Below are 18,573 nucleotides of genomic sequence, written 5' to 3' on the forward strand. Positions count from 1 at the left end.
CTTCGTTCAATCCTCACCCAGCAGCATCGCGTCGATGCCGTCGCACAGGCAGTGGATGGTCAGCAGATGGACTTCGTGGATGCGCGCCGCGCGAACGGCGGGCACGCTGATCGGAATATCGGTGTCGGACAGCGCGGCCGCCACCGTGTGGTCGTTGCCGCCCGTCAACGCGACGACGGTCATCTCGCGCTCGTGCGCCTCGCCGATCGCCGCGAGCACGCGCGGCGATGCGCCGCCCGCATCGAGCACCAGCAGGATGTCGCCCGTCTGGCCCAGCGCGCGCACCTGCTGCGCGAACAACTGCTCGGCGGCCGCCACGCCCGCGAGGCCGGCCTGCGACGCGTCGGTGGCCAGCGCGATCGCGGGCAGGCCCGGACGCTCACGCTCGAAACCGCCGACGAGCGACGCGGCGAGGTACTGCGCGGCGGCGGCCGACGGGCCGTCGCCGCACGCGACGATCTTGTTGCCGTTCGCCAGTGCGGCGAACATCGCATCGACCGCGGCTGCGATCGGCAGCGACAGCGCGTCGGCCGCTTCGGCGTGAAGCGCGGCGCTGTCGCGAAATTGTTGCTGAATACGTTCGACTGACATCGATTCCTGGTGAACTGGGCGCGCGGCACAACTCGCGCGACATCGTGGGTGCGGCGAGTTTACCGTACTCCGGCGCCCTCTCCGGCGGTCCGGCAAGAACTCTTTACATCTCGTCACAGCTCGCGGCTACGCATCGTCGGTACGAAATGCATCGCGCAGCCACGCAAGCCGGCCGGCCTCGAACGCGACGACGTCGAAACGGCACGCGGCGCCGGCGCCGTGCCGCGACCAGAACTGCAGCGCGGCCGCGACCAGGCGCCGCCGCTTGCGCCAGCCGACGCTCGCGGCCGCGCCGCCATGCCGGGTGCTGCGCCGCGCGCGCACCTCGACGAACACGAGCATGCCGTCGGGCTCGCGCATCACGAGATCGAGCTCGCCGCCGCGCATCGTCACATTGGCGGCGACGAACGCGAGACCATGACGCTCGAGAAACTGCCGCGCGCGCTGCTCGAACGCCGCGCCGACCGGTTTGGATCGCGTCGCGCCGGAAAAGTTGTCGCCCGAAGGCGGCCGGCCGCGCGCGCCGTCCGGCCGGGCCGGCGCCGCGTGGCACAATGCCGTCCTTGTTCCGTTCGTGCCGCGATTGCGTGCATTGCCTGCCATGACTGCCCTCCTCGAACTCGCGCATACGCAGCACTACCCGGACGCCGCGCTCTACGTGGTCGCCACGCCGATCGGCAATACGGCCGACATCACGCTGCGCGCGCTGCACGTGCTCGGCCTCGCCGACCGCATCGCGGCCGAAGACACCCGCAACACGGGCCAGTTGCTCGCCCGCTACGGGATCTCGAAACCGCTCGTGGCCGTGCACGAGCACAACGAACGCGAAGCCGCGCAGCGCGTGATCGAACTGCTGCGTGGCGGCGAACGCGTGGCCTATGTGTCGGACGCCGGCACGCCGGGCATCTCCGACCCCGGCGCGCGGCTCGTCGACGCCGTGCGCGCGGCCGGCTTCGCAGTGGTTCCGCTGCCCGGCGCGAGCGCGGCCGTGACCGCGCTGAGCGTGGCCGGCGACTGGGCCGGCGCGTTCACGTTCGCGGGCTTCCTGCCGCCGAAGGCCAAACAGCGCGCGACCGCGCTGCAGGCGCTGGCGTCGCACCCGTACGCGCTGGTGTTCTACGAAGCGCCGCACCGGATCGCCGAAACCGTCGCCGCGCTCGCCGACGCGTTCGGCCCCGCGCGCCGGCTGCTGATCGCGCGCGAGCTCACCAAGCTACACGAGCAGTTGTTCCAGGGCACCCTGGCCGAAGGACAGAGCTGGCTCGCCGGCGATGCGAACCGCCAGCGCGGCGAGTTCGTGCTGGTCGTCGAAGGCGCGCCGGCGGCAAGCGGCGAAGCGGACGACACCGCGCACGACGCGCTGCTCAGGCTGCTGCTGGACGAGGTGCCGGTGAAGAGCGCGGCCCGGCTCGCGGCCGCGCTGACGGGCGCATCGCGCAACACGCTGTATGCGCGTGCGCTGGTGCTGAAGGAAGGCAGGGAAGACTGACGCGCGCCGCCGCCGCGCGAAAAGTACAAAGGGCTGCCGGAAGGCAGCCCTTTGTGCATGAGCGGTGGATTCTCCGGACGGGATCGCCGCGTTATTTCGCCGAGATCGACGCGAACATTTCGTCGCGCGCCTCGCGCGCTTCTTGCGGCGACAGCCCTTCGATCTTCACGCGGCCCGTGCCGGCGTGCACGAGGCCGATCACCTTGGCCGCCGCATACGACAGGTCGAGCACGCGGCCGCGCTTGAACGGCCCGCGATCGTTGACCTTCACGACGACCCACTTGCCGGTCGATGCGTTCGTCACCTTGATGTACGACGACAGCGGCAGCGTGCGGTGCGCGGCGGTGAACGCGTTCATGTTGAAGCGCTCGCCGTTCGCGGTGCGGCGGCCGTGGAAATCGCGCCCGTACCACGATGCGCGGCCGCTCTGGCGGAAATCGGATACATCCTTGCCGTCGATCGGCTCGGCGTCGGCCAGCGACGACTTCTTCGCGTCCTTGCTGTCGGCGGCCGGCATCGATGCCAGCGCGGAATCGAAATTGAGCGGCTGCTTGTCGTCGTCCGCCTTCGCGGCAGCGGCCGTCTTGTCGACCGCCCGCTTCGGGTTCACGCTGCCGGTGGTCTGGCTGGGTGGCACCGCACAGCCCGTCAGCGCAAAAAACAATGCAATGGTTCCGAATCGGCTCGGAAAACGTAAATTCATCGACGTGTCGCCTTCTGGTTCGGGCCGCATCGATACAACGCTGCTTCACAACGCGATGCGGCCCGGACGGCAAATGCGTGCACGCCCCGCTCGAATGCGAGCAGGCGGCTAGCATGGGCGCGGCGTTCGTCTGGGCCGCAACCGTCCTGATTAGTTTTCACGTCTGGCGCAACCTGTCCCCAACAGCCTGACCAGACCCCACATGCCGCCATCGAACATGGCTCCACGTTCGCGCGCGTCGATACGACCAACGCACAGGAACGGCGGCACAGGCCTCATCCGGCGGCGCGGCAGCAAGGCCGCAGGCGGGCGCGCAGCGCCCGGCCGGACAAGACGTGAGCACCGAATGTTCGGTGCTGGATACACCGCCGGACTCCCCGGCGGCCGATGCTTGACGGTGAATCGGATGCCTCGTTTAACGGGGCCGAAACACCAGCGAATGGCGTGAAATTCACGCGCAATGGGGCGCATTATACATAAATCAAAACCTTGTCTCGAAAAGGGTCCCCGGCGGACCATTGATTCTCGCTATGGCTGTAACAATCGGCATGCTCCGGGAATGCCCTGATGCGTGCACCTCGGGGCGCGTCGCACGCACGGCAGGCCGCGCGCGCGACCGGTACAATCGCTCCTTTTAGCCGCCGGTGCCTCCATGAAAGTCACGCTCATTCCGGTCACGCCGTTCCAGCAGAATTGCTCGCTGCTCGTCTGCGAGAAGACGGGCCGCGCCGCCGTCGTCGATCCAGGCGGCGATCTCGACCGGATCGAACAGGAAATCGCGCGGCAGAACGTGCAGGTCGACAAGGTGCTGCTCACGCACGGGCACATCGATCACTGCGCGGGCGCCAAGACGCTCGCGACGCGCTACGGCGTGCCGATCGAGGGGCCGCAGGAAGAAGAGCGCTTCTGGATCGAGAAGCTGCCGACGCAGAGCGAGCGCTTCGGCTTTCCGGCCGCCGACAGCTTCGAACCCGACCGGTGGCTGAACGACGGCGACACCGTGCAGTTCGGCGACGAAACGCTCGAGGTCTATCACTGCCCGGGCCACACGCCCGGCCACGTGGTGTTCTTCAGCCGCGCGCATCGCGTCGCGATCGTCGGCGACGTGCTGTTCGCGGGCTCGATCGGCCGAACCGATTTCCCGCGCGGCAATCACGAGGATCTCGTCCGTTCGATCAAGGAAAAGCTGTGGCCGCTCGGCGACGACGTCACGTTCGTGCCCGGCCACGGCCCCGTGTCGACGTTCGGCGACGAGCGCCGCACGAACCCGTTCGTGTCCGACAAGGTATTCGGATGAACCAGACCGCCATCCCGGAAATTTACGTCAGCACCGACGTCGAGGCCGACGGCCCGATTCCCGGCCCGCACTCGATGCTGAGCTTCGCGTCGGCCGCCTATACCGAGGACAAGCAGCTGATCGCGACGTTCTCGGCGAACCTCGAGACGCTGCCCGGCGCGCACGCGCACCCGGTGCAGGAAGCGTGGTGGAAGACCGAGCCGGAAGCCTGGGCCGCGTGCCGGCGCGATCTGCAGACGCCCGAGGCGGCGCTGGTCGCCTACGTCGAATGGGTCGAGGCGCTGCCCGGCAAGCCGGTGTTCGTCGCGATGCCGGCCGGCTTCGACTTCACGTTCATGTTCTGGTACATGATGCGCTTCGCGGGGCGCTGCCCGTTCTCGTGGTCGGCGCTCGACATCAAGACGCTCGCGTTCGCGATGACGGGCCTGCCGTACCGCAAGGCGATCAAGCCGCGCTTTCCGAAGCACTGGTTCGACGACCATCCGCACACGCACGTCGCGCTCGACGACGCGATCGAGCAAGGCGCGCTGTTCTGCAACATGCTCGCCGACCTGCGCCGGCAGCAGGCCGCGCTGGCGGGCCTCGCGGTGTCGGATACCGACCGGTCGGAAAGCGCGGGGGCGGGACAAAATCCCACGGATCCGCGAGCAAATTAGCGAATCTCGCTCAGCGACGCGTCGCCAGATTGCCTTTCCTTTCCCGGCCCTCTAACATTCAGCGTGTTGTAGCTGCCGCATGGAGGCGCAGGTGACGCTCGATTCCTTTTCGCAAAAAATCCTTCGCCTGTTGCAGCTCGACGCGCGCCGTTCCGTTCAGGAAATCTCCGACCAGGTCGGGCTGTCGAGCACGCCGTGCTGGCGCCGCATCAAGGACATGGAACAGTCGGGCGTGATCCAGCGCTACACGGCGCTGCTCGATCGCGAGAAGCTCGGCCTGCACGTCTGCGCGCTCGCGCACGTGCACCTGACGCGCCACAACGAGGGCGGCGTCGAGCAGTTCGAACGCGAGATCGCGACCTGCCCGGAAGTCACCGAGTGCTACAGCACGACCGGCGAAGCCGATTACATCCTCAAGATCGTCGCGCCGGACATCAAGGCCTACGACGTGTTCCTCCACGAGCGCATCTTCAAGATCCCGGCCGTGTCGCAGGTGCGCACGAGCGTCGTGCTGCGCGAAATCAAGTTCGACACGCAATTGCCGCTGTAACGCGCGGCCCTGCCGCTGCGGCGGGCCGCGTCCGCGGTCGCGGGCTACCTGCCGGTCACGTCGGCGCGGGCAGCGTGCGCGTGAAGCTGATCCGGCGCGCGCCGAACTCGCGCTTCAGCGTCTCGACGTCGAGCCGGCCGGCCAGCGCCGCGTCGGTGTCGCGCGGGTCGCTGTCGAGCGTCACGTCGACCTCGAGCCCCGTACTCAGGTAATGCAGGTTGATCGCCGCCGCACGCAGCCCGCGCTGCGCGAGCGCGGCCTCGAGCCGCGCCGCAAGCTCGCCGCGCGGCGGCAGCGCGAGCGCCGGGCGCCGCGCCGCGTCGTTCTCCGGGTCGACATGGATCAGCGCATCGAGCACGCGCGGGTCGGACAGCACGCGCGCACGCGCGGTCTCGGCGATGTAATGGCCTTCGGAGACGGAGATCTTCGGATCGACGAGGATGTGCGCATCGACTAGCGCGGCATCGCCCATCTTGCGCGTGCGCAGGTCGTGCACGTCGCGCACGCCGGGCGTCGCGACGAGCAGCGCGCGAATCTCGGCCGTGTCGGCCGTATCGAGCGCGCGGTCGGAGAGGTCCTGCAACGCGTCATAGCCGAACGTCCAGCCCATGCGCGCGACCATGAAGCCGACGATCGCCGCCGCGATCGGGTCGAGCAGCCGCACGCCGGCCAGACTGCCGACGATGCCGATCGCGACGACGAGCGACGACGCGGCATCCGAACGCGCATGCCATGCGTTCGCGACGAGCATCGCCGAGCGCACGCGCCGCGCTTCGCGCAGCATGTAGCGAAACAGCGCTTCCTTCGACACGAGCACCGTCAGCGCAACGATCAGCGCGGAAAAATGCACGGCCGGAATATTTTCGAGATTAACGAGCCGGTCGCCGGCGCGCCAGAGCATGCCGATACCGACCGCAATCAGGATCGCGCCGAGAAACAGCGACGCGACCGTCTCGTAGCGGCTATGGCCGTAATTGTGGTCGGCATCGGGCGACGCGCCGCTGTGCCGATTCGCAACCAGCACGACAAAATCCGAGATCAAATCGGAAATCGAATGCACGCCGTCGGCAATCAATGCCTGCGAATGCGCAATCACGCCGACGACGATCTGAAATGTCGCAAGTACGACATTCAGCACAATACTGACGAGCGTGCTCTTGCGCGCAACGGCGTGCTTATCTGCGCTCTGCGCGTCGCCGGAAAACGTGGACATGAAATATGAGATATCGGTGTGCGCATCGGTGTGCGATACGCAATTCTATCAAAGACGCGCCGCACGCCCTTCCAATACCCACAAATTTCCCATTTAAATCAATCGCTTATGCGAACGTGTCGCATTTTCATTCACACTGGATTCTTACATTTTCGTGACAGCGCCGACACGGGCCGCCGGCAGCCCGAAAACAAAAAGCCGCGCTCCTCGACGGATACGCGGCTCTTTCGAAGAGCGGGCAACCTGAACGAACGTTTAAATCGTGAACTGTTCGCGGTTCTTGCCGGCGATCCAGCGCGGCGGCTTGCCACGGCCCGACCACGTCGCACCCGTTTCCGGATCGCGGTATTTTGCCGCCACGCCAGCGCGCGGACGGCCGACCTTGCCGGCCTTCGCGCGGCTGAGACCGAGTTCGGCGAGCGAAAAGCCGTAGTCGGCAATTTTCTGCTTCACGTCATTCAGTACTTCAGCGTATTCACGCGACTTCGCTTCTTCGATTTGCTTCTCCAGCTTCTCCCGCTGGGCCAGCAGGTCCTTGTAAGAAGACATAGTTTCCCTTTCTATCTGACCAATGGCGCCGGTCTGCAGCCAGCTCACCATTCATGAAATATATGTGCCTCGGATTTTCGAAGGCAGAGATTAGCACAAAAAAGATTTGATAGAAGCGAGATTCATGAAAATCCTGAGACGCATTGTAATTCGCCCATGTCATTTTGACCGGCCGCGGCCTTTTCTCAAATTTTCACGCTCCCGTACAGAGATTAGGACATTAGCGATTGGCTATTCGGTCTATCAACATACGCAATTACCCGCATTCGAAAAAATCAAAGCTTTCATCAGACGACAGTTTTGCGAAAACTACATGACGCCGTTCGCTAACCGGACAAATCCTGACCCGCGACGTCACGTCACATCCCGGGCGCAGGCAATCAGCCGATCGCGCAACGCCGCGGTATCGGCCAACGGCGCGTCGAACGGCGTACGCACGCGGCGGCCGTCGCATCGCCAGTCCGCGCCATGGCGATCGACGCCGAGCAGGTCGAGCCCGTCGCGGCGTGCGTCGCTCGTGTCGTAGGCATGCCACAGCGCCTGTTCGTCGTCGAACGCGAGCGGCGGCAGCGTATCGAGACGCGTGCCGTCGACCCAGCCCATTCGCCCGAACCCGACGATATGGCGCAGCCGCTCGATCTCGAGCGCCCAGAACGCGAAATCGCCGAGCGCCAGATAGCGCTCGGCGTCCGGCTCGTAGCGCCGGTAGCGCGCGGTGACGTGCGGATCGTCGCCGAGCGGCACGAACCGGCCCAGCAGCGTCGCGCGCTCGGCGCCCAGGACATCGTCGCCGCCTGCATCGACGACGAGAAAGCCCGCACGCGGATCGGCGGCCAGATTGCGCGTGTGCTCGGCCAGGCCGCTCACCAGGATCACGGGCCGATGGCTTGCATCGGGCGCAAACGGGACGACCGTCGGATACGGGAAGCCCTGCGGTTCGCGCGTATGGGTGGCGAGCGTGCCGAACGCGCAACGGTGCAGCAGATGCAAGGCGAGGGCGGGATCGATGTTCAAGGGGACTCCTGCGGTGAAAAAGCGGCGTCGGGGATGGTTTCGATGTTACCCGCGGGCGCCGCGCGCCGCGCATCGGCCGGATGGACAATGCGCGATCGGGGACGCCGCCGCGGGATGGCGCGATCGCCCGCGCCTCGGCCGAACGGCCAGCGCCCGGCAGGATCGTAAGCGGTTCGATAGAATCGGACAAATCCGACCGGCGCCGCCCGCGCCCGCGCATTTCCCTGACGAGCCTTCCCGTGCCCGAATCCTCCTCCCCCGAATCATCGTCTCCGTTCGCCGCGCCGCCCGACGCGCACCGCGTGCTGCCCTTGCCGGCCCGCCAGCGCGCGCGCACGGCGTCGATGGCGCTGTTCTTCGTCGCCGGCATGATGTACGCGTCGTGGGGCGTGCACGTGCCGACCGTGCGCGACAAGTTCGCGCTGAGCCCCGGGCTGCTGTCGATCGCGCTGTTCGCGGTCGCCGGCGGGTCGATCGCCGCGATGCTGACCATCGCGCGCTGGATCGCGCGTGTCGGTTCGCGCACCGCGTGCCTCGCCGGCGGGCTCGTGATGGCCGCGTGCGCGGCGCTGATCCTCGTCGTGCCCGACTACTGGATGCTGATCGCGGTGCTCGCGCTGTTCGGCTTCTCGATGGCGACGCTCGACGTCGCGATGAATGCCGAGGCCAGCGCGGTCGAAATCGCGCTCGGCAAGCCGATCATGTCGTCGCTGCACGGCATGTTCAGCATCGGCGGGATGGCCGGCGCGGCGGCCGGCGGCGCGCTGCTGTCGGCCGGCATGGCGCCCGTCGCGCATCTCGCGCTCGCGGCGGCGGTGAGCGCCGCGGTGCTCGTGGCCGCGAGCCCTGCCGTGCTGCCGCACGTGCCGCATCACGAGCACGCGCACGGCGGCGGCAACCGCTGGCGCTCGCCTGCGTTGTGGATGCTCGGCGGCATCGCGCTGATCGCGCTGATCGCCGAAGGCGCGATGTACGACTGGGCGACGGTCTACATGCGCGACGTCGTCGCGGCGAGCCCCGCGCTCGCGAGCGCCGCGTACGCGGCGTTCTCGGGCGGGATGGCCATCGCGCGCTTCGCGGGCGACGCCGTGCGCGCCCGTTTCGGCGCGCCGCAGCTCGTGTTCGCGAGCGCGTCGCTCGCCTGCGCGGGGATGATCGGCGCGCTGCTGCTGCCGTATCCGGCCGCGGTGCTCACCGGCTTCACGCTGATGGGCCTCGGGCTGGCCAACATGATGCCCGTGCTGTTCGCGGCCGCCGCGCGCGTGAAGGGCATCCACGCGGCCGAAGGGCTCGCGCACGTGGCCGGGCTCGCGTATTTCGGTCTGCTGTTCGGTCCGGTCGTGATCGGCGCGGTCGCGCAGGCCGCGAACCTGACGGTCGGCCTGTCGGTCGTCGCGCTGTGCGCGGCGCTCGTCGCACTCGTCGCGCCGAGGGTGCTCGCGCACCTGAAGATCTGACGGCCCGCCGGCCCCAAAAGAAAACGCGCATGCGTTGCCGCATGCGCGTTTTCACCCCTTCTGTCGGCCGCTTGCCGCGTTACATCTTCACTTCGTCGAGCAGCGACTTCTTGCCGCTCTTGTAGTTGTACAGCGAGATCACGCCGTGCTGCAGGTCGCCCTTCGAATCGAACGTCGTCGTGCCGATCACGCCCGTGTACTTCGTCGCCGGCATCGCCGCGAGGATCTTCGCCGGGTCCGTCGAGTTCGCGCGCTTCATCGCGTCGGCGATGATGTACACGGCGTCATACGTGAACGGTGCGTAGATCTGGATCGGCTGGCCGAAACGCTTCTCGTACTTCGCCTTGAACGCCGCGCCGCCCGGCATCTTCTCGAGCGAGGCACCGGCTTCCGAGCACACGATGTTGTCGGTCGCGTCGCCGGCCAGGTCGGCCAGCTTCTCCGTGCACACGCCGTCGCCCGCGAAGATCTTCGCGCGCAGGCCGAGCTGCTTCGCCTGTTTCGCGAACGGGCCGCCGGTGGCGTCCATGCCGCCGTACATGATCGCGTCCGGGTTTTCGCCCTTGATCTTGGTCAGAATCGCGCGGAAGTCGACCGCCTTGTCGTTGGTCGCGTCATGCGACATCACCTTCAGGCCGAGCGCCTTCGCCTTCTTCTCGAACTCGTTCGCGAGACCCTGGCCGTACGCGGTCGAATCGTCGACCACCGCCACGCTCTTGATGCCCTTCGAGTGCGCGTAGTTCGCCAGTGCCGGGCCCTGCTGCGCATCGGTCGCGACCACGCGGTACGTGGTCTTGAAGCCCTGCTGCGTGTACGCCGGGTTGGTCGCCGACGGCGAGATCTGCACGATGCCCGCATCGCTGTAGATCTTCGAGGCCGGGATCGACGTGCCGGAGTTCAGGTGGCCGACCACCGCGACGACCTTGTCGTCGACGAGCTTCTGCGCAACCTGCGTCGCCTGCCGCGGGTCGGCGGCGTCGTCCTGCGGGTCGAGTTGCAGCGTGATCTTCTGGCCGCCGATCGTGAGACCCTTCGCGTTGAGTTCCTCGACGGCGAGACGCGCGCCGTTTTCGTTGTCCTTGCCCAGGTGTGCAATGCCGCCCGTCAACGGCGCGACGTGGCCGATCTTGACGACTTGATCGGCGGACGCGTTGCTTGCAGCTGCAGCACACAGCATCGCCGCTGCGGTGATCGGCAACAGCTTTTGCATCTTGATATTCATGTAAGTCTCCAGTTCGGTCCCAATAAACGCCATCGCCCGGTGCCCCGCTGCCATCCCTGTGTTTGCAATCACTGGACGATTCGCCGGTTGCATCCTTCATGCACTTGGCCTCAAGCACGTGAAAACAGCCGCTTTTAGCAGCCGCCCGCCCGTACTTGCGCGCAAGTGTAGGTGATCAAATTAATTTGTGGGACTTTTTTGGGGTAGTGGTAACACTACCGATATCGGCGCTTTGGAGAAATGACTCGAATATCGCTGCAGGCCCCGCCGGATAAGGGTTTCCGCTAATTCACGGCGATCCGTCGAAAGGTCGTTTCAGCCCATTCCCGGAGGCATTTCGATTCGGTATTTTGTGACCTGGATCATTGAATGAAACGCGCGTGACACCACGCGCGTTTCGTCGCCCGATGACATGAATGGTTCAAGCGGCCGAAGCGGTGTTCAGGCAGCCGATGCGCGCCATTCGACGTCGAGCGCGGCGACCAGTTGCGCCGTCGTCAGCGCATCGCCGCGCCGCCGCGCGAGCGGCGCGCCCTGGCCGGCCCACAGCGACAGATAGTCGCCGTCGTTCGCGCGCGCGGCGGCCTGGCGCAGCGGCTGGGTCAGCGCGTTCTGCACCGGATACGGCGCGGCGTCGGCCTCGTGCTCGCCGAGCCGCGCCATCAGCGTGTTGCGCAGCCCGCGTGCATGACGGCCGGTGATCGCGCGCGTGACCTGCGTCGACGTATCGGCGCTCGCGAGCAGGCGCGCCTTCCAGTCGGCTGCGATCGCGCTTTCCGCGCACGTGAGAAACGCGGTGCCGAGCTGGGCGCCCTGCGCGCCGAGCGCGAGCGCGGCGGCGATGCCGCGGCCGTCCATGATGCCGCCCGCGGCGAGCACCGGCAGGCCCGTCGCGTCGACGAGCTGCGGGACGAGCGCGAGCGTGCCGATCAGCGCGTCGGCGGCCGAACCGATGAAGGTGCCGCGATGGCCGCCCGCCTCGGCGCCCTGCGCGGACAGCGCGTCGGCGCCGGCCGCCCGCCACGCGAGCCCTTCGGCGACGTGCGTCGCGGTGCCGATCACATAGGTGCCGGCGGCTTTCAGGCGCGCGACGTCGGCCGCGTCGAGCACGCCGAACGTGAAGCTCGCGACCGGCACGCGCAGCGCGACGAGCGCATCGAGCTGCGCGCGGAAATCGGGCGCGTAGCGCGCAGGCGCCGTGCCCGGCGGCAGGCCGAGCGCGGCGTTCAGCGGGTCGATCGCCGCGAGTGCGCGCGAGACGGTCGCCGCGTCCGGCGCGACTTCATCGGGCAAGACGAACAGGTTGATCGCGAACGGGCGATCGGTCGCCGCGCGGATCGCGGCGACTTCCGTCCCGATGCGCTCCGGTGCGAGCGCGCCGGCGCCGAGGCTGCCGAGCGCACCGGCATTCGATGCGGCGGCGACCATCGCGGTCGTGGTCGCGCCGACCATCGGCGCCTGCACGAGCGGCAGACGCAGGCCGAAGCGTTCGGAAAAGGGCGTGGAAAACGAGCGGGCAGACATGGCGAATCCTTCGATGACGGTGCGCGAAAGCGCTTTGTAAAGGCCGGCACATCGACTTTATCGAAGCGGCGCGGCGCCGAAAAATGAATAATCGAGATCGAAACGATCGCTGCGCGAGAAGCGCCCGCGTGCGCTGCAGCAGCGGGCGATTGGTGGCACACTAGGCCGCCTCTTATCACTCCGGGGCGCCTCCCGCACCCCGCACGCCAGGAGTTCAGAACGTGACTGCCCAATGGATCGACATCCCGACCGGTAACGACAGCTTCGGCGGCTATCTCGCACTGCCCAAGCGCGGCAAGGGGCCTGCCGTCATCATCATCCAGGAGATCTTCGGCGTGAACGCGCACATCCGTGCGGTCGCCGACCAGTATGCGGCCGACGGCTTCGTCGCGCTCGCGCCCGACGTGTTCTGGCGCACGCAGCCGCGCGTCGAGCTGACCTACGAGGGCGCGGATCGCGACAAGGGCATCGAGCTGCTGAAGAAGACCGACGTGGGTCTCGCGGTCGCGGACATCGTCGCGGCGGCCGACGCGTTGCGCGCCCGTCCCGAAGTGGCCGGCAAGCTCGCCGCGATCGGCTACTGCTTCGGCGGCCAGCTCGCGTATCGCGCGGCCGCGACCGGCAAGCTCGACGCGGCGGTGTCCTATTACGGCGGCGGCATCCAGAACGCGCTCGACCTCGCCGGCCAGATCACGCAGCCGATCCTGTTCCACTACGCGGAAAACGACCACGGCATTCCGCTCGACGCCGTCGACCAGGTGAAGGCCGCGTTCGCCGGCCGCGGCCACGCGTCGTTCCACGTGTACCCGGGCGCCGAGCACGGCTTCAACTGCACGGACCGCGCATCGTACAACCAGCGTGCCGCGGCGCTCGCGCACGGTCGCACGCTGACGTTCCTCGCCGAGCATCTTTAAAAAGGCACGGCCGCGGGCCCGCACGCCGGGCCCGCGTTATGCTCGCACCATCGCCACGCGTCACAACGGGGGTGACCGCGATGCACTCGGACTATCTCGCGCATGACGCAATCGGCCTCGCCGCGCTCGTGCGCGACCGCCAGGCCAGCCCGCGCGAACTGCTCGACGCCGCGATCGGCCAGGCCGAAGCGGTCAACGGTGCGATCAACGCGATCGTGCTGCACGACTACGAAGCCGCGCGCACGCGTGCGGCGGCCGCGCCCGCACCCGGCGCCGATACGCCGTTCGCGGGCGTGCCGTATCTCGTCAAGGATCTCGGCGCGGCGGTCGCCGGGCTGCCGCTGTCGATGGGCAGCCGGCACTACCGGTACTTCGTGCCGGCCGACGATTCGCCGGTGATCGCGCGCAGCCGCGCGGCGGGCCTGAACATATTCGGCAAGACCAACACGTCCGAAATCGGCCAGATGCCGTACACGGAACCGGCGCTGTTCGGCGCGTGCCGCAACCCGTGGAACCTCGACCACACGCCCGGAGGCTCGAGCGGCGGCGCGGCGGCGGCCGTCGCGGCCGGCATCGTGCCGCTCGCGCATGCGTCCGACGGCGGCGGCTCGATCCGCATTCCGGCGTCGTGCTGCGGGCTGTTCGGCCTGAAGCCGAGCCGCAATCCGGTGCTCGTCGACCTGCCGTCGAACGGCGAACTCGTCGTCCAGCACGCGGTGTCGCGCAGCGTGCGCGACAGTGCGCTGCTGCTCGACGTGACGACCGGCCAGACGCGGCCGCCCGGCGCGCCCGGCACCTTCCTCGGCGCGCTCGATACGCCGCCCGGCCCGCTGCGGATCGGCCTCGTCGCCGATCCGATGCTCGCGCCGGCGCTCGCGGCCGACACGCGCGCGGCGCTCGACGACGCGGCCGCGCTGCTCGAATCGCTCGGCCATCACGTCGAGCCGGCGACGCTGCCGATCGACTACGCGCGCGCGGCCGAAACCTTCCTCACGCTGTGGGCGACGATCGCCGAGGACATGGTGCTCGGCGCGCGCGAACTGACGGGCCGCGCGCCGCGGCGCGGCGAATTCGAGGCCGCGACGTGGGCGATGGCCGTGGTCGGCCGCCGCCTCGCGCGCACGCGCCTGGCGGACGTGCTCGAATGGCAGCGCCAGCTCACCGTGCAGGTCGCGGGCCTCGTGTCGCGCTACGACGCGATCCTGTGCGCGTCGCTCGCGGGGCCGCCGGTGAAGATCGGCGAACTGCAGCCGACGCCGTTCGAATCCGCGCAGATGAAGCTCGTCGCCGCGCTGCCGGTGAAGCCGCTGCTGAAGGAAATGCTCGCGAAGTCGTCGGAGAAGGCGTTCGCGTGGGCCGGCTGCACCGAGCTGTTCAACCTGACCGGCCAGCCGGCGATGTCGGTGCCGCTGTACTGGAACGCGCGCGGGCTGCCGATCGGCGTGCAGTTCGCCGCGCGCCACGCCGACGACGCGTTGCTGCTCCGGCTCGCGCGGCAGCTCGAACAGGCGCGGCCGTGGTTCGACCGCCGCCCGCCGCTGATGCAGGCGCAGCGCTGACGCGCGCGCGTTTGCGCCGCGCGTCGCACTGCTCGATGAACCATGAAAAAGCCCCGCCGGCGCAAACCGGCGGGGCTTTCACGCATGCAACCGCGTGACGGCGCTTACACCGCGAGCCGTTCGCAGATCGTCCGCGTCGCGACCGCCGCGTTCAGCGTGTAGAAGTGCAGCCCCGGCACGCCCGCGTCGATCAGGCGCTGGCACAGGCCCGTGACGACGTCCGCGCCGAACGCGCGGATCGACTCGCGATCGTCGCCGAAGCTCTCGAGCCGGCGCGCGACCCAGCGCGGCACTTCGGCGCCGCACATCTCGGAGAAGCGCATCAACTGCGAGAAGTTCGTGATCGGCATGATGCCCGGCACGATCGGCACGTCCACGCCCAGCTTGCGCGCGTCGTCGACGAAGCGGAAATACGCATCCGCGTTGAAGAAGTACTGCGTGATCGCGGAATTCGCGCCGGCTTTCACCTTGCGCGCGAAATTCTCGAGATCGGCCTTCGGCGAGCGCGATTGCGGGTGGTACTCCGGGTAGCCTGCGACCTCGATGTGGAACCAGTCGCCGTGCTCGGCGCGGATGAAGCTGACGAGCTCCGACGCATAGCGCAGCTCGCCGACCGCGCCCATCCCCGACGGCAGGTCGCCGCGCAGCGCGACGATGTGCCGGATGCCGTGCGAGCGGTACTGGTCGAGGATCGCGCGCAGGCTGTCGCGCGACGAGCCGATGCACGACAGGTGCGGCGCGGCCTCGAGGCCGTCCTTCTGCATGTCGAGCACGGTATCGAGCGTGCCCTGCTGCGTCGAGCCGCCGGCGCCGAACGTCACGGAGACGAATTTCGGCTTCAGCGGCAGCAGCTGCGCGCGCGTGGCGCGCAGCTTTTCGACGCCGTCCGCCGTCTTCGGCGGGAAGAATTCAAACGAGAGTTCGATCGGTTTCATGATTCGATGGGGTTGGGCCTGCGCCCGCCGGCCCTCAGCCGATGTCGCGCTGGCCGAAGATCAGGGCAGACAGCAGCCACGACACGATGCTGTACAGGATCGAACCGAAGAACGCGGACCAGAACCCCGACACCTCGAAGCCCTTCAGCAGCGACGACGCGAACCAGAAGCACAGCGCGTTCACGACGAGGATGAACACCCCGAGCGTGACGATCGTGACGGGCAGCGTCAGCAGGATCAGCACCGGCCGGATCACCGTGTTGATCAGCCCGAGCACGACCGCGACGATCAAAGCAGTGCCGAAGCTCTTGATGTGGATCGACGGCACGAGGTACGTGATGATCAGCAGCGCGAGCGCGTTGATGACCCAGGTGAGGATGACGCTCATGGAGGGCTCCGGTTCGGTTGTCGATCGGTACGATCGGTGAGCGCCGCCGCGGCGCGCGGCCCGCGACGGGCACGCACGGCGCGGCGGCGGCAGCGCATCAGTAGCGGTAGTGGTTCGGCTTGAACGGGCCGTCCTTCTGCACGCCGATGTACGCGGCCTGCTCGTCCGACAGCACCGACAGGTTCGCGCCGATGCGCGCGAGGTGCAGGCGCGCGACCTTTTCATCGAGATGCTTCGGCAGCACGTAGACCTTGTTCTCGTACTGGTCGCCGCGCGTGAAGAGTTCGATCTGCGCGAGCGTCTGGTTCGCGAACGAATTCGACATCACGAACGACGGGTGGCCGGTCGCGCAGCCGAGGTTCACGAGGCGGCCTTCGGCCAGCAGGATGATGCGCTTGCCGTCCGGGAAGATGATGTGGTCGACCTGCGGCTTGATGTTTTCCCACTGGTACTGGCGCGTCGACGCGACGTCGATTTCCGAGTCGAAGTGACCGATGTTGCAGACGATCGCGTTGTGACGCATCGCCTTCATGTGATCGTGATTGATCACGTGGTAGTTGCCGGTGGCCGTCACGAAGATGTCGGCCTTGTCCGCCGCGTATTGCATCGTCACGACGCGGTAGCCTTCCATCGCCGCCTGCAGCGCGCAGATCGGATCGATTTCGGTGACCCACACGGTCGCGCCCAGGCCGCGCAGCGACTGCGCGCAGCCCTTGCCCACGTCGCCGTAGCCCGCGACGACCGCCACCTTGCCCGCGATCATCACGTCGGTCGCGCGCTTGATGCCGTCGACAAGCGACTCGCGGCAGCCGTACAGGTTGTCGAACTTCGACTTCGTGACCGAATCGTTCACGTTGAACGCCGGGAACGGCAGGCGGCCGTCCTTTTCCATCTGGTACAGGCGGTGCACGCCGGTCGTGGTTTCTTCCGTCACGCCCTTGATGTGCGCGAGGCGCTTCGAGTACCAGTTCGCGTCGACGTCGAGGTGCGCGGCGATCGACTTGTACAGCGCGACTTCTTCCTCGTTGGTCGGCTTCGCGATCACCGAACGGTCCTTCTCGGCCTTCGAGCCGAGGATCAGCAGCAGCGTGGCGTCGCCGCCGTCGTCCAGGATCATGTTCGCGAATTCGCCGTTCGGCCATTCGAAGATGCGGTGCGAGAACTCCCAGTATTCGTCGAGCGACTCGCCCTTGAACGCGAACACCGGCGTGCCGGCTTCGACGATCGCGGCGGCCGCGTGGTCCTGCGTCGAGAAGATGTTGCACGACGCCCAGCGCACGTCCGCGCCGAGCGCCTTCAGCGTCTCGATCAGCACGCCCGTCTGGATCGTCATGTGCAGCGAACCGGCAATGCGCGCGCCCTTCAGCGGCTGCTGCGCCTTGTATTCGTCGCGGATCTGCACGAGGCCCGGCATTTCGGTCTCGGCGATGTTGAGTTCCTTGCGGCCCCAGCCGGCCAGCGCCATGTCGGCGACGACGTAATCGTGGGAAGCCTTGGAATCGATAATGGCGTTCATCACGCCCTCCTTTCTAAAAAGTTTCTAGATTGGTGACGTGAGCGCCGTTCAGGAAGCGGGGCCGGCGCGAAAAAATCGTCGCACGGCTGCTTGGTGAAGCCTTCCGAGCCTGGCGGACGCAGGATGGTCCGTCGCAACGCTCCTCGGAAAACGGAGGGGATTGTAGCAAATCGGCGCGCGAAATGCGCAAGCACCGCATACGGCGCGAGCGCGCGGCGCCGGCGCGCCGCCGCCGTCGGCAGAGGGTCAGGACTCCGCGCCCACCCACGCCTGCTCGCGCAGCCGCGCGCGCAGGCGCGCGACGGCCTGGCTGTGCAACTGGCACACGCGCGATTCGCTCACCTCGAGCACCGCGCCGATCTCGCGCAGATTCAGACCCCGTTCGTAGTACAGCGACATCAGCAGCTTCTCGCGCTCCGGCAGCCGCTCGATCGCCTCGACGAGCGCCTCGCGCAGGTGTTCGTCTAGCAGCGCCGACAGCGGATCGGCGTGATCGACGCGATAGCGGTCGAGGAACGGCTCGTCGTCGGCCGCGCGATCGAAATCCTCGTAGTAGATGAGCTGGCTGCCATGCAGGTCCTGCAGCATCCCCTGGTATTCGTCGAGCGGCATGTTCAGGTGCTGCGCGATCTCGGTCTCGCTCGCCGAGCGGCCGAGGTGCTGCTCGACCTGGTGCACCGCGTGCTCGACCTCGCGCGAGGTCTTGCGCAGGCTGCGCGGCAGCCAGTCGTTGCTGCGCAGCTCGTCGAGCATCGCGCCGCGGATGCGCTGCGTCGCGTAGGTCTCGAACTGCGCGCCCTGGTCTTCCTTGTAGCGGCCCGCCGCGTCCATCAGGCCGATCATGCCGGCCTGGATCAGGTCGTCGAGATCGACGCTCGCCGGCATTTTCGCGACGAGCTGCAATCCGAGGCGACGCACGAGCGGCGCGTATTGCGCGAGCACGTCGGCCTGGGACATCTTTCCTTGAGCGTTGTACATCATGGCTCCCTCCTCCGG

General features: G+C 67.6%; 19 protein-coding genes and 1 riboswitch. Of the genes, 7 read left to right on the forward strand and 12 right to left on the reverse strand.

Annotation, left to right across the window (positions count from 1 at the left end):
* Positions 1-6 precede the first annotated feature (6 nt).
* Both KPB06_RS33140 and KPB06_RS33145 read right to left on the reverse strand, forming a co-directional pair.
* Entirely contained in the window at positions 7-591 is a 585-nt protein-coding gene (locus KPB06_RS33140; RefSeq protein ID WP_275905632.1) for an SIS domain-containing protein, read from the reverse strand.
* 126 nt (positions 592-717) lie between these two features.
* A complete protein-coding gene (locus KPB06_RS33145) occupies positions 718-1,146 on the reverse strand; it encodes a YraN family protein (RefSeq protein ID WP_275905656.1) in 429 nt (142 codons plus the stop codon).
* 46 nt (positions 1,147-1,192) lie between these two features.
* Between KPB06_RS33145 and rsmI the strand changes: the two genes are divergently transcribed.
* Positions 1,193-2,080, forward strand: a complete 888-nt coding sequence (rsmI, locus tag KPB06_RS33150) for a 16S rRNA (cytidine(1402)-2'-O)-methyltransferase (RefSeq protein WP_226225734.1) — start codon at positions 1,193-1,195, stop codon at positions 2,078-2,080.
* Between the two features lie 91 nt (positions 2,081-2,171).
* On the opposite strand, the gene KPB06_RS33155 is transcribed toward rsmI, so the two are convergent.
* Positions 2,172-2,783: a septal ring lytic transglycosylase RlpA family protein gene (locus KPB06_RS33155; RefSeq protein ID WP_059578260.1), complete on the reverse strand. Its 612-nt coding sequence runs from the start codon at positions 2,781-2,783 to the stop codon at positions 2,172-2,174.
* A 652-nt stretch (positions 2,784-3,435) separates the two neighbouring features.
* On the opposite strand from KPB06_RS33155, the gene KPB06_RS33160 reads away from it, so the two are divergent.
* The 3 genes from KPB06_RS33160 to KPB06_RS33170 all read left to right on the forward strand — a co-directional run bounded on the left by KPB06_RS33160 (position 3,436) and on the right by KPB06_RS33170 (position 5,286).
* Complete coding sequence (locus KPB06_RS33160; protein WP_059638358.1) at positions 3,436-4,080, forward strand: MBL fold metallo-hydrolase; 645 nt, start codon at positions 3,436-3,438, stop codon at positions 4,078-4,080.
* Complete coding sequence (locus KPB06_RS33165) at positions 4,077-4,736, forward strand: 3'-5' exonuclease family protein (protein ID WP_006483674.1); 660 nt, start codon at positions 4,077-4,079, stop codon at positions 4,734-4,736. Before KPB06_RS33160 ends, KPB06_RS33165 begins: the two co-directional genes overlap by 4 nt.
* Positions 4,737-4,815: 79 nt before the next feature.
* A complete protein-coding gene (locus KPB06_RS33170; protein ID WP_006477376.1) occupies positions 4,816-5,286 on the forward strand; it encodes an Lrp/AsnC family transcriptional regulator in 471 nt (156 codons plus the stop codon).
* A gap of 55 nt (positions 5,287-5,341) precedes the next feature.
* On the opposite strand, the gene KPB06_RS33175 is transcribed toward KPB06_RS33170, so the two are convergent.
* The 3 genes from KPB06_RS33175 to KPB06_RS33185 form a co-directional block, all read right to left on the reverse strand.
* Positions 5,342-6,499: a cation diffusion facilitator family transporter gene (locus tag KPB06_RS33175; RefSeq protein ID WP_060310190.1), complete on the reverse strand. Its 1,158-nt coding sequence runs from the start codon at positions 6,497-6,499 to the stop codon at positions 5,342-5,344.
* Between the two features lie 255 nt (positions 6,500-6,754).
* A complete protein-coding gene (locus KPB06_RS33180) occupies positions 6,755-7,048 on the reverse strand; it encodes an H-NS histone family protein (protein ID WP_060008799.1) in 294 nt (97 codons plus the stop codon).
* A 354-nt stretch (positions 7,049-7,402) separates the two neighbouring features.
* Positions 7,403-8,062: a HugZ family pyridoxamine 5'-phosphate oxidase gene (locus KPB06_RS33185; protein ID WP_099315955.1), complete on the reverse strand. Its 660-nt coding sequence runs from the start codon at positions 8,060-8,062 to the stop codon at positions 7,403-7,405.
* 239 nt (positions 8,063-8,301) lie between these two features.
* Between KPB06_RS33185 and KPB06_RS33190 the strand changes: the two genes are divergently transcribed.
* Entirely contained in the window at positions 8,302-9,519 is a 1,218-nt protein-coding gene (locus KPB06_RS33190; protein ID WP_124863765.1) for an MFS transporter, read from the forward strand.
* Between the two features lie 79 nt (positions 9,520-9,598).
* On the opposite strand, the gene KPB06_RS33195 is transcribed toward KPB06_RS33190, so the two are convergent.
* Positions 9,599-10,741, reverse strand: coding sequence for a branched-chain amino acid ABC transporter substrate-binding protein (locus tag KPB06_RS33195; RefSeq protein WP_059578145.1), 1,143 nt, complete (start codon positions 10,739-10,741; stop codon positions 9,599-9,601).
* A 441-nt stretch (positions 10,742-11,182) separates the two neighbouring features.
* Entirely contained in the window at positions 11,183-12,265 is a 1,083-nt protein-coding gene (locus tag KPB06_RS33200; protein ID WP_059578142.1) for an NAD(P)H-dependent flavin oxidoreductase, read from the reverse strand.
* A 221-nt stretch (positions 12,266-12,486) separates the two neighbouring features.
* Between KPB06_RS33200 and KPB06_RS33205 the strand changes: the two genes are divergently transcribed.
* Both KPB06_RS33205 and KPB06_RS33210 read left to right on the forward strand, forming a co-directional pair.
* On the forward strand, positions 12,487-13,179 hold the full coding sequence (locus KPB06_RS33205; RefSeq protein WP_059578138.1) for a dienelactone hydrolase family protein: 693 nt from the start codon (positions 12,487-12,489) through the stop codon (positions 13,177-13,179).
* 80 nt (positions 13,180-13,259) lie between these two features.
* Entirely contained in the window at positions 13,260-14,738 is a 1,479-nt protein-coding gene (locus tag KPB06_RS33210) for an amidase (RefSeq protein ID WP_104011783.1), read from the forward strand.
* Positions 14,739-14,842: 104 nt separating this feature from the next.
* Here the strand turns inward: KPB06_RS33210 and metF are convergent, their stop codons facing one another.
* From metF to KPB06_RS33230, 4 genes are all read right to left on the reverse strand, one after another.
* Positions 14,843-15,673 (reverse strand): methylenetetrahydrofolate reductase [NAD(P)H], encoded by an 831-nt coding sequence (gene metF / locus KPB06_RS33215; protein WP_059578135.1) that lies wholly within the window; start codon positions 15,671-15,673, stop codon positions 14,843-14,845.
* Positions 15,674-15,707: 34 nt separating this feature from the next.
* Positions 15,708-16,061 carry a phage holin family protein gene (locus KPB06_RS33220; RefSeq protein WP_011882923.1) on the reverse strand — a complete coding sequence of 118 codons (354 nt, stop codon included), beginning with the start codon at positions 16,059-16,061 and terminating at the stop codon, positions 15,708-15,710.
* Between the two features lie 97 nt (positions 16,062-16,158).
* Positions 16,159-17,577, reverse strand: coding sequence for an adenosylhomocysteinase (ahcY, locus tag KPB06_RS33225; protein ID WP_104011772.1), 1,419 nt, complete (start codon positions 17,575-17,577; stop codon positions 16,159-16,161).
* 32 nt (positions 17,578-17,609) lie between these two features.
* Positions 17,610-17,728: riboswitch (S-adenosyl-L-homocysteine riboswitch) on the reverse strand.
* Between the two features lie 95 nt (positions 17,729-17,823).
* A complete protein-coding gene (locus tag KPB06_RS33230) occupies positions 17,824-18,558 on the reverse strand; it encodes an RNA polymerase sigma factor FliA (RefSeq protein ID WP_006484033.1) in 735 nt (244 codons plus the stop codon).
* Between the last annotated feature and the right edge of the window lie 15 nt (positions 18,559-18,573).

Origin of the sequence: Burkholderia semiarida (genome assembly GCF_029268935.1) — a bacterium.
GTDB classification, from domain to species: Bacteria; Pseudomonadota; Gammaproteobacteria; order Burkholderiales; family Burkholderiaceae; genus Burkholderia; species Burkholderia semiarida.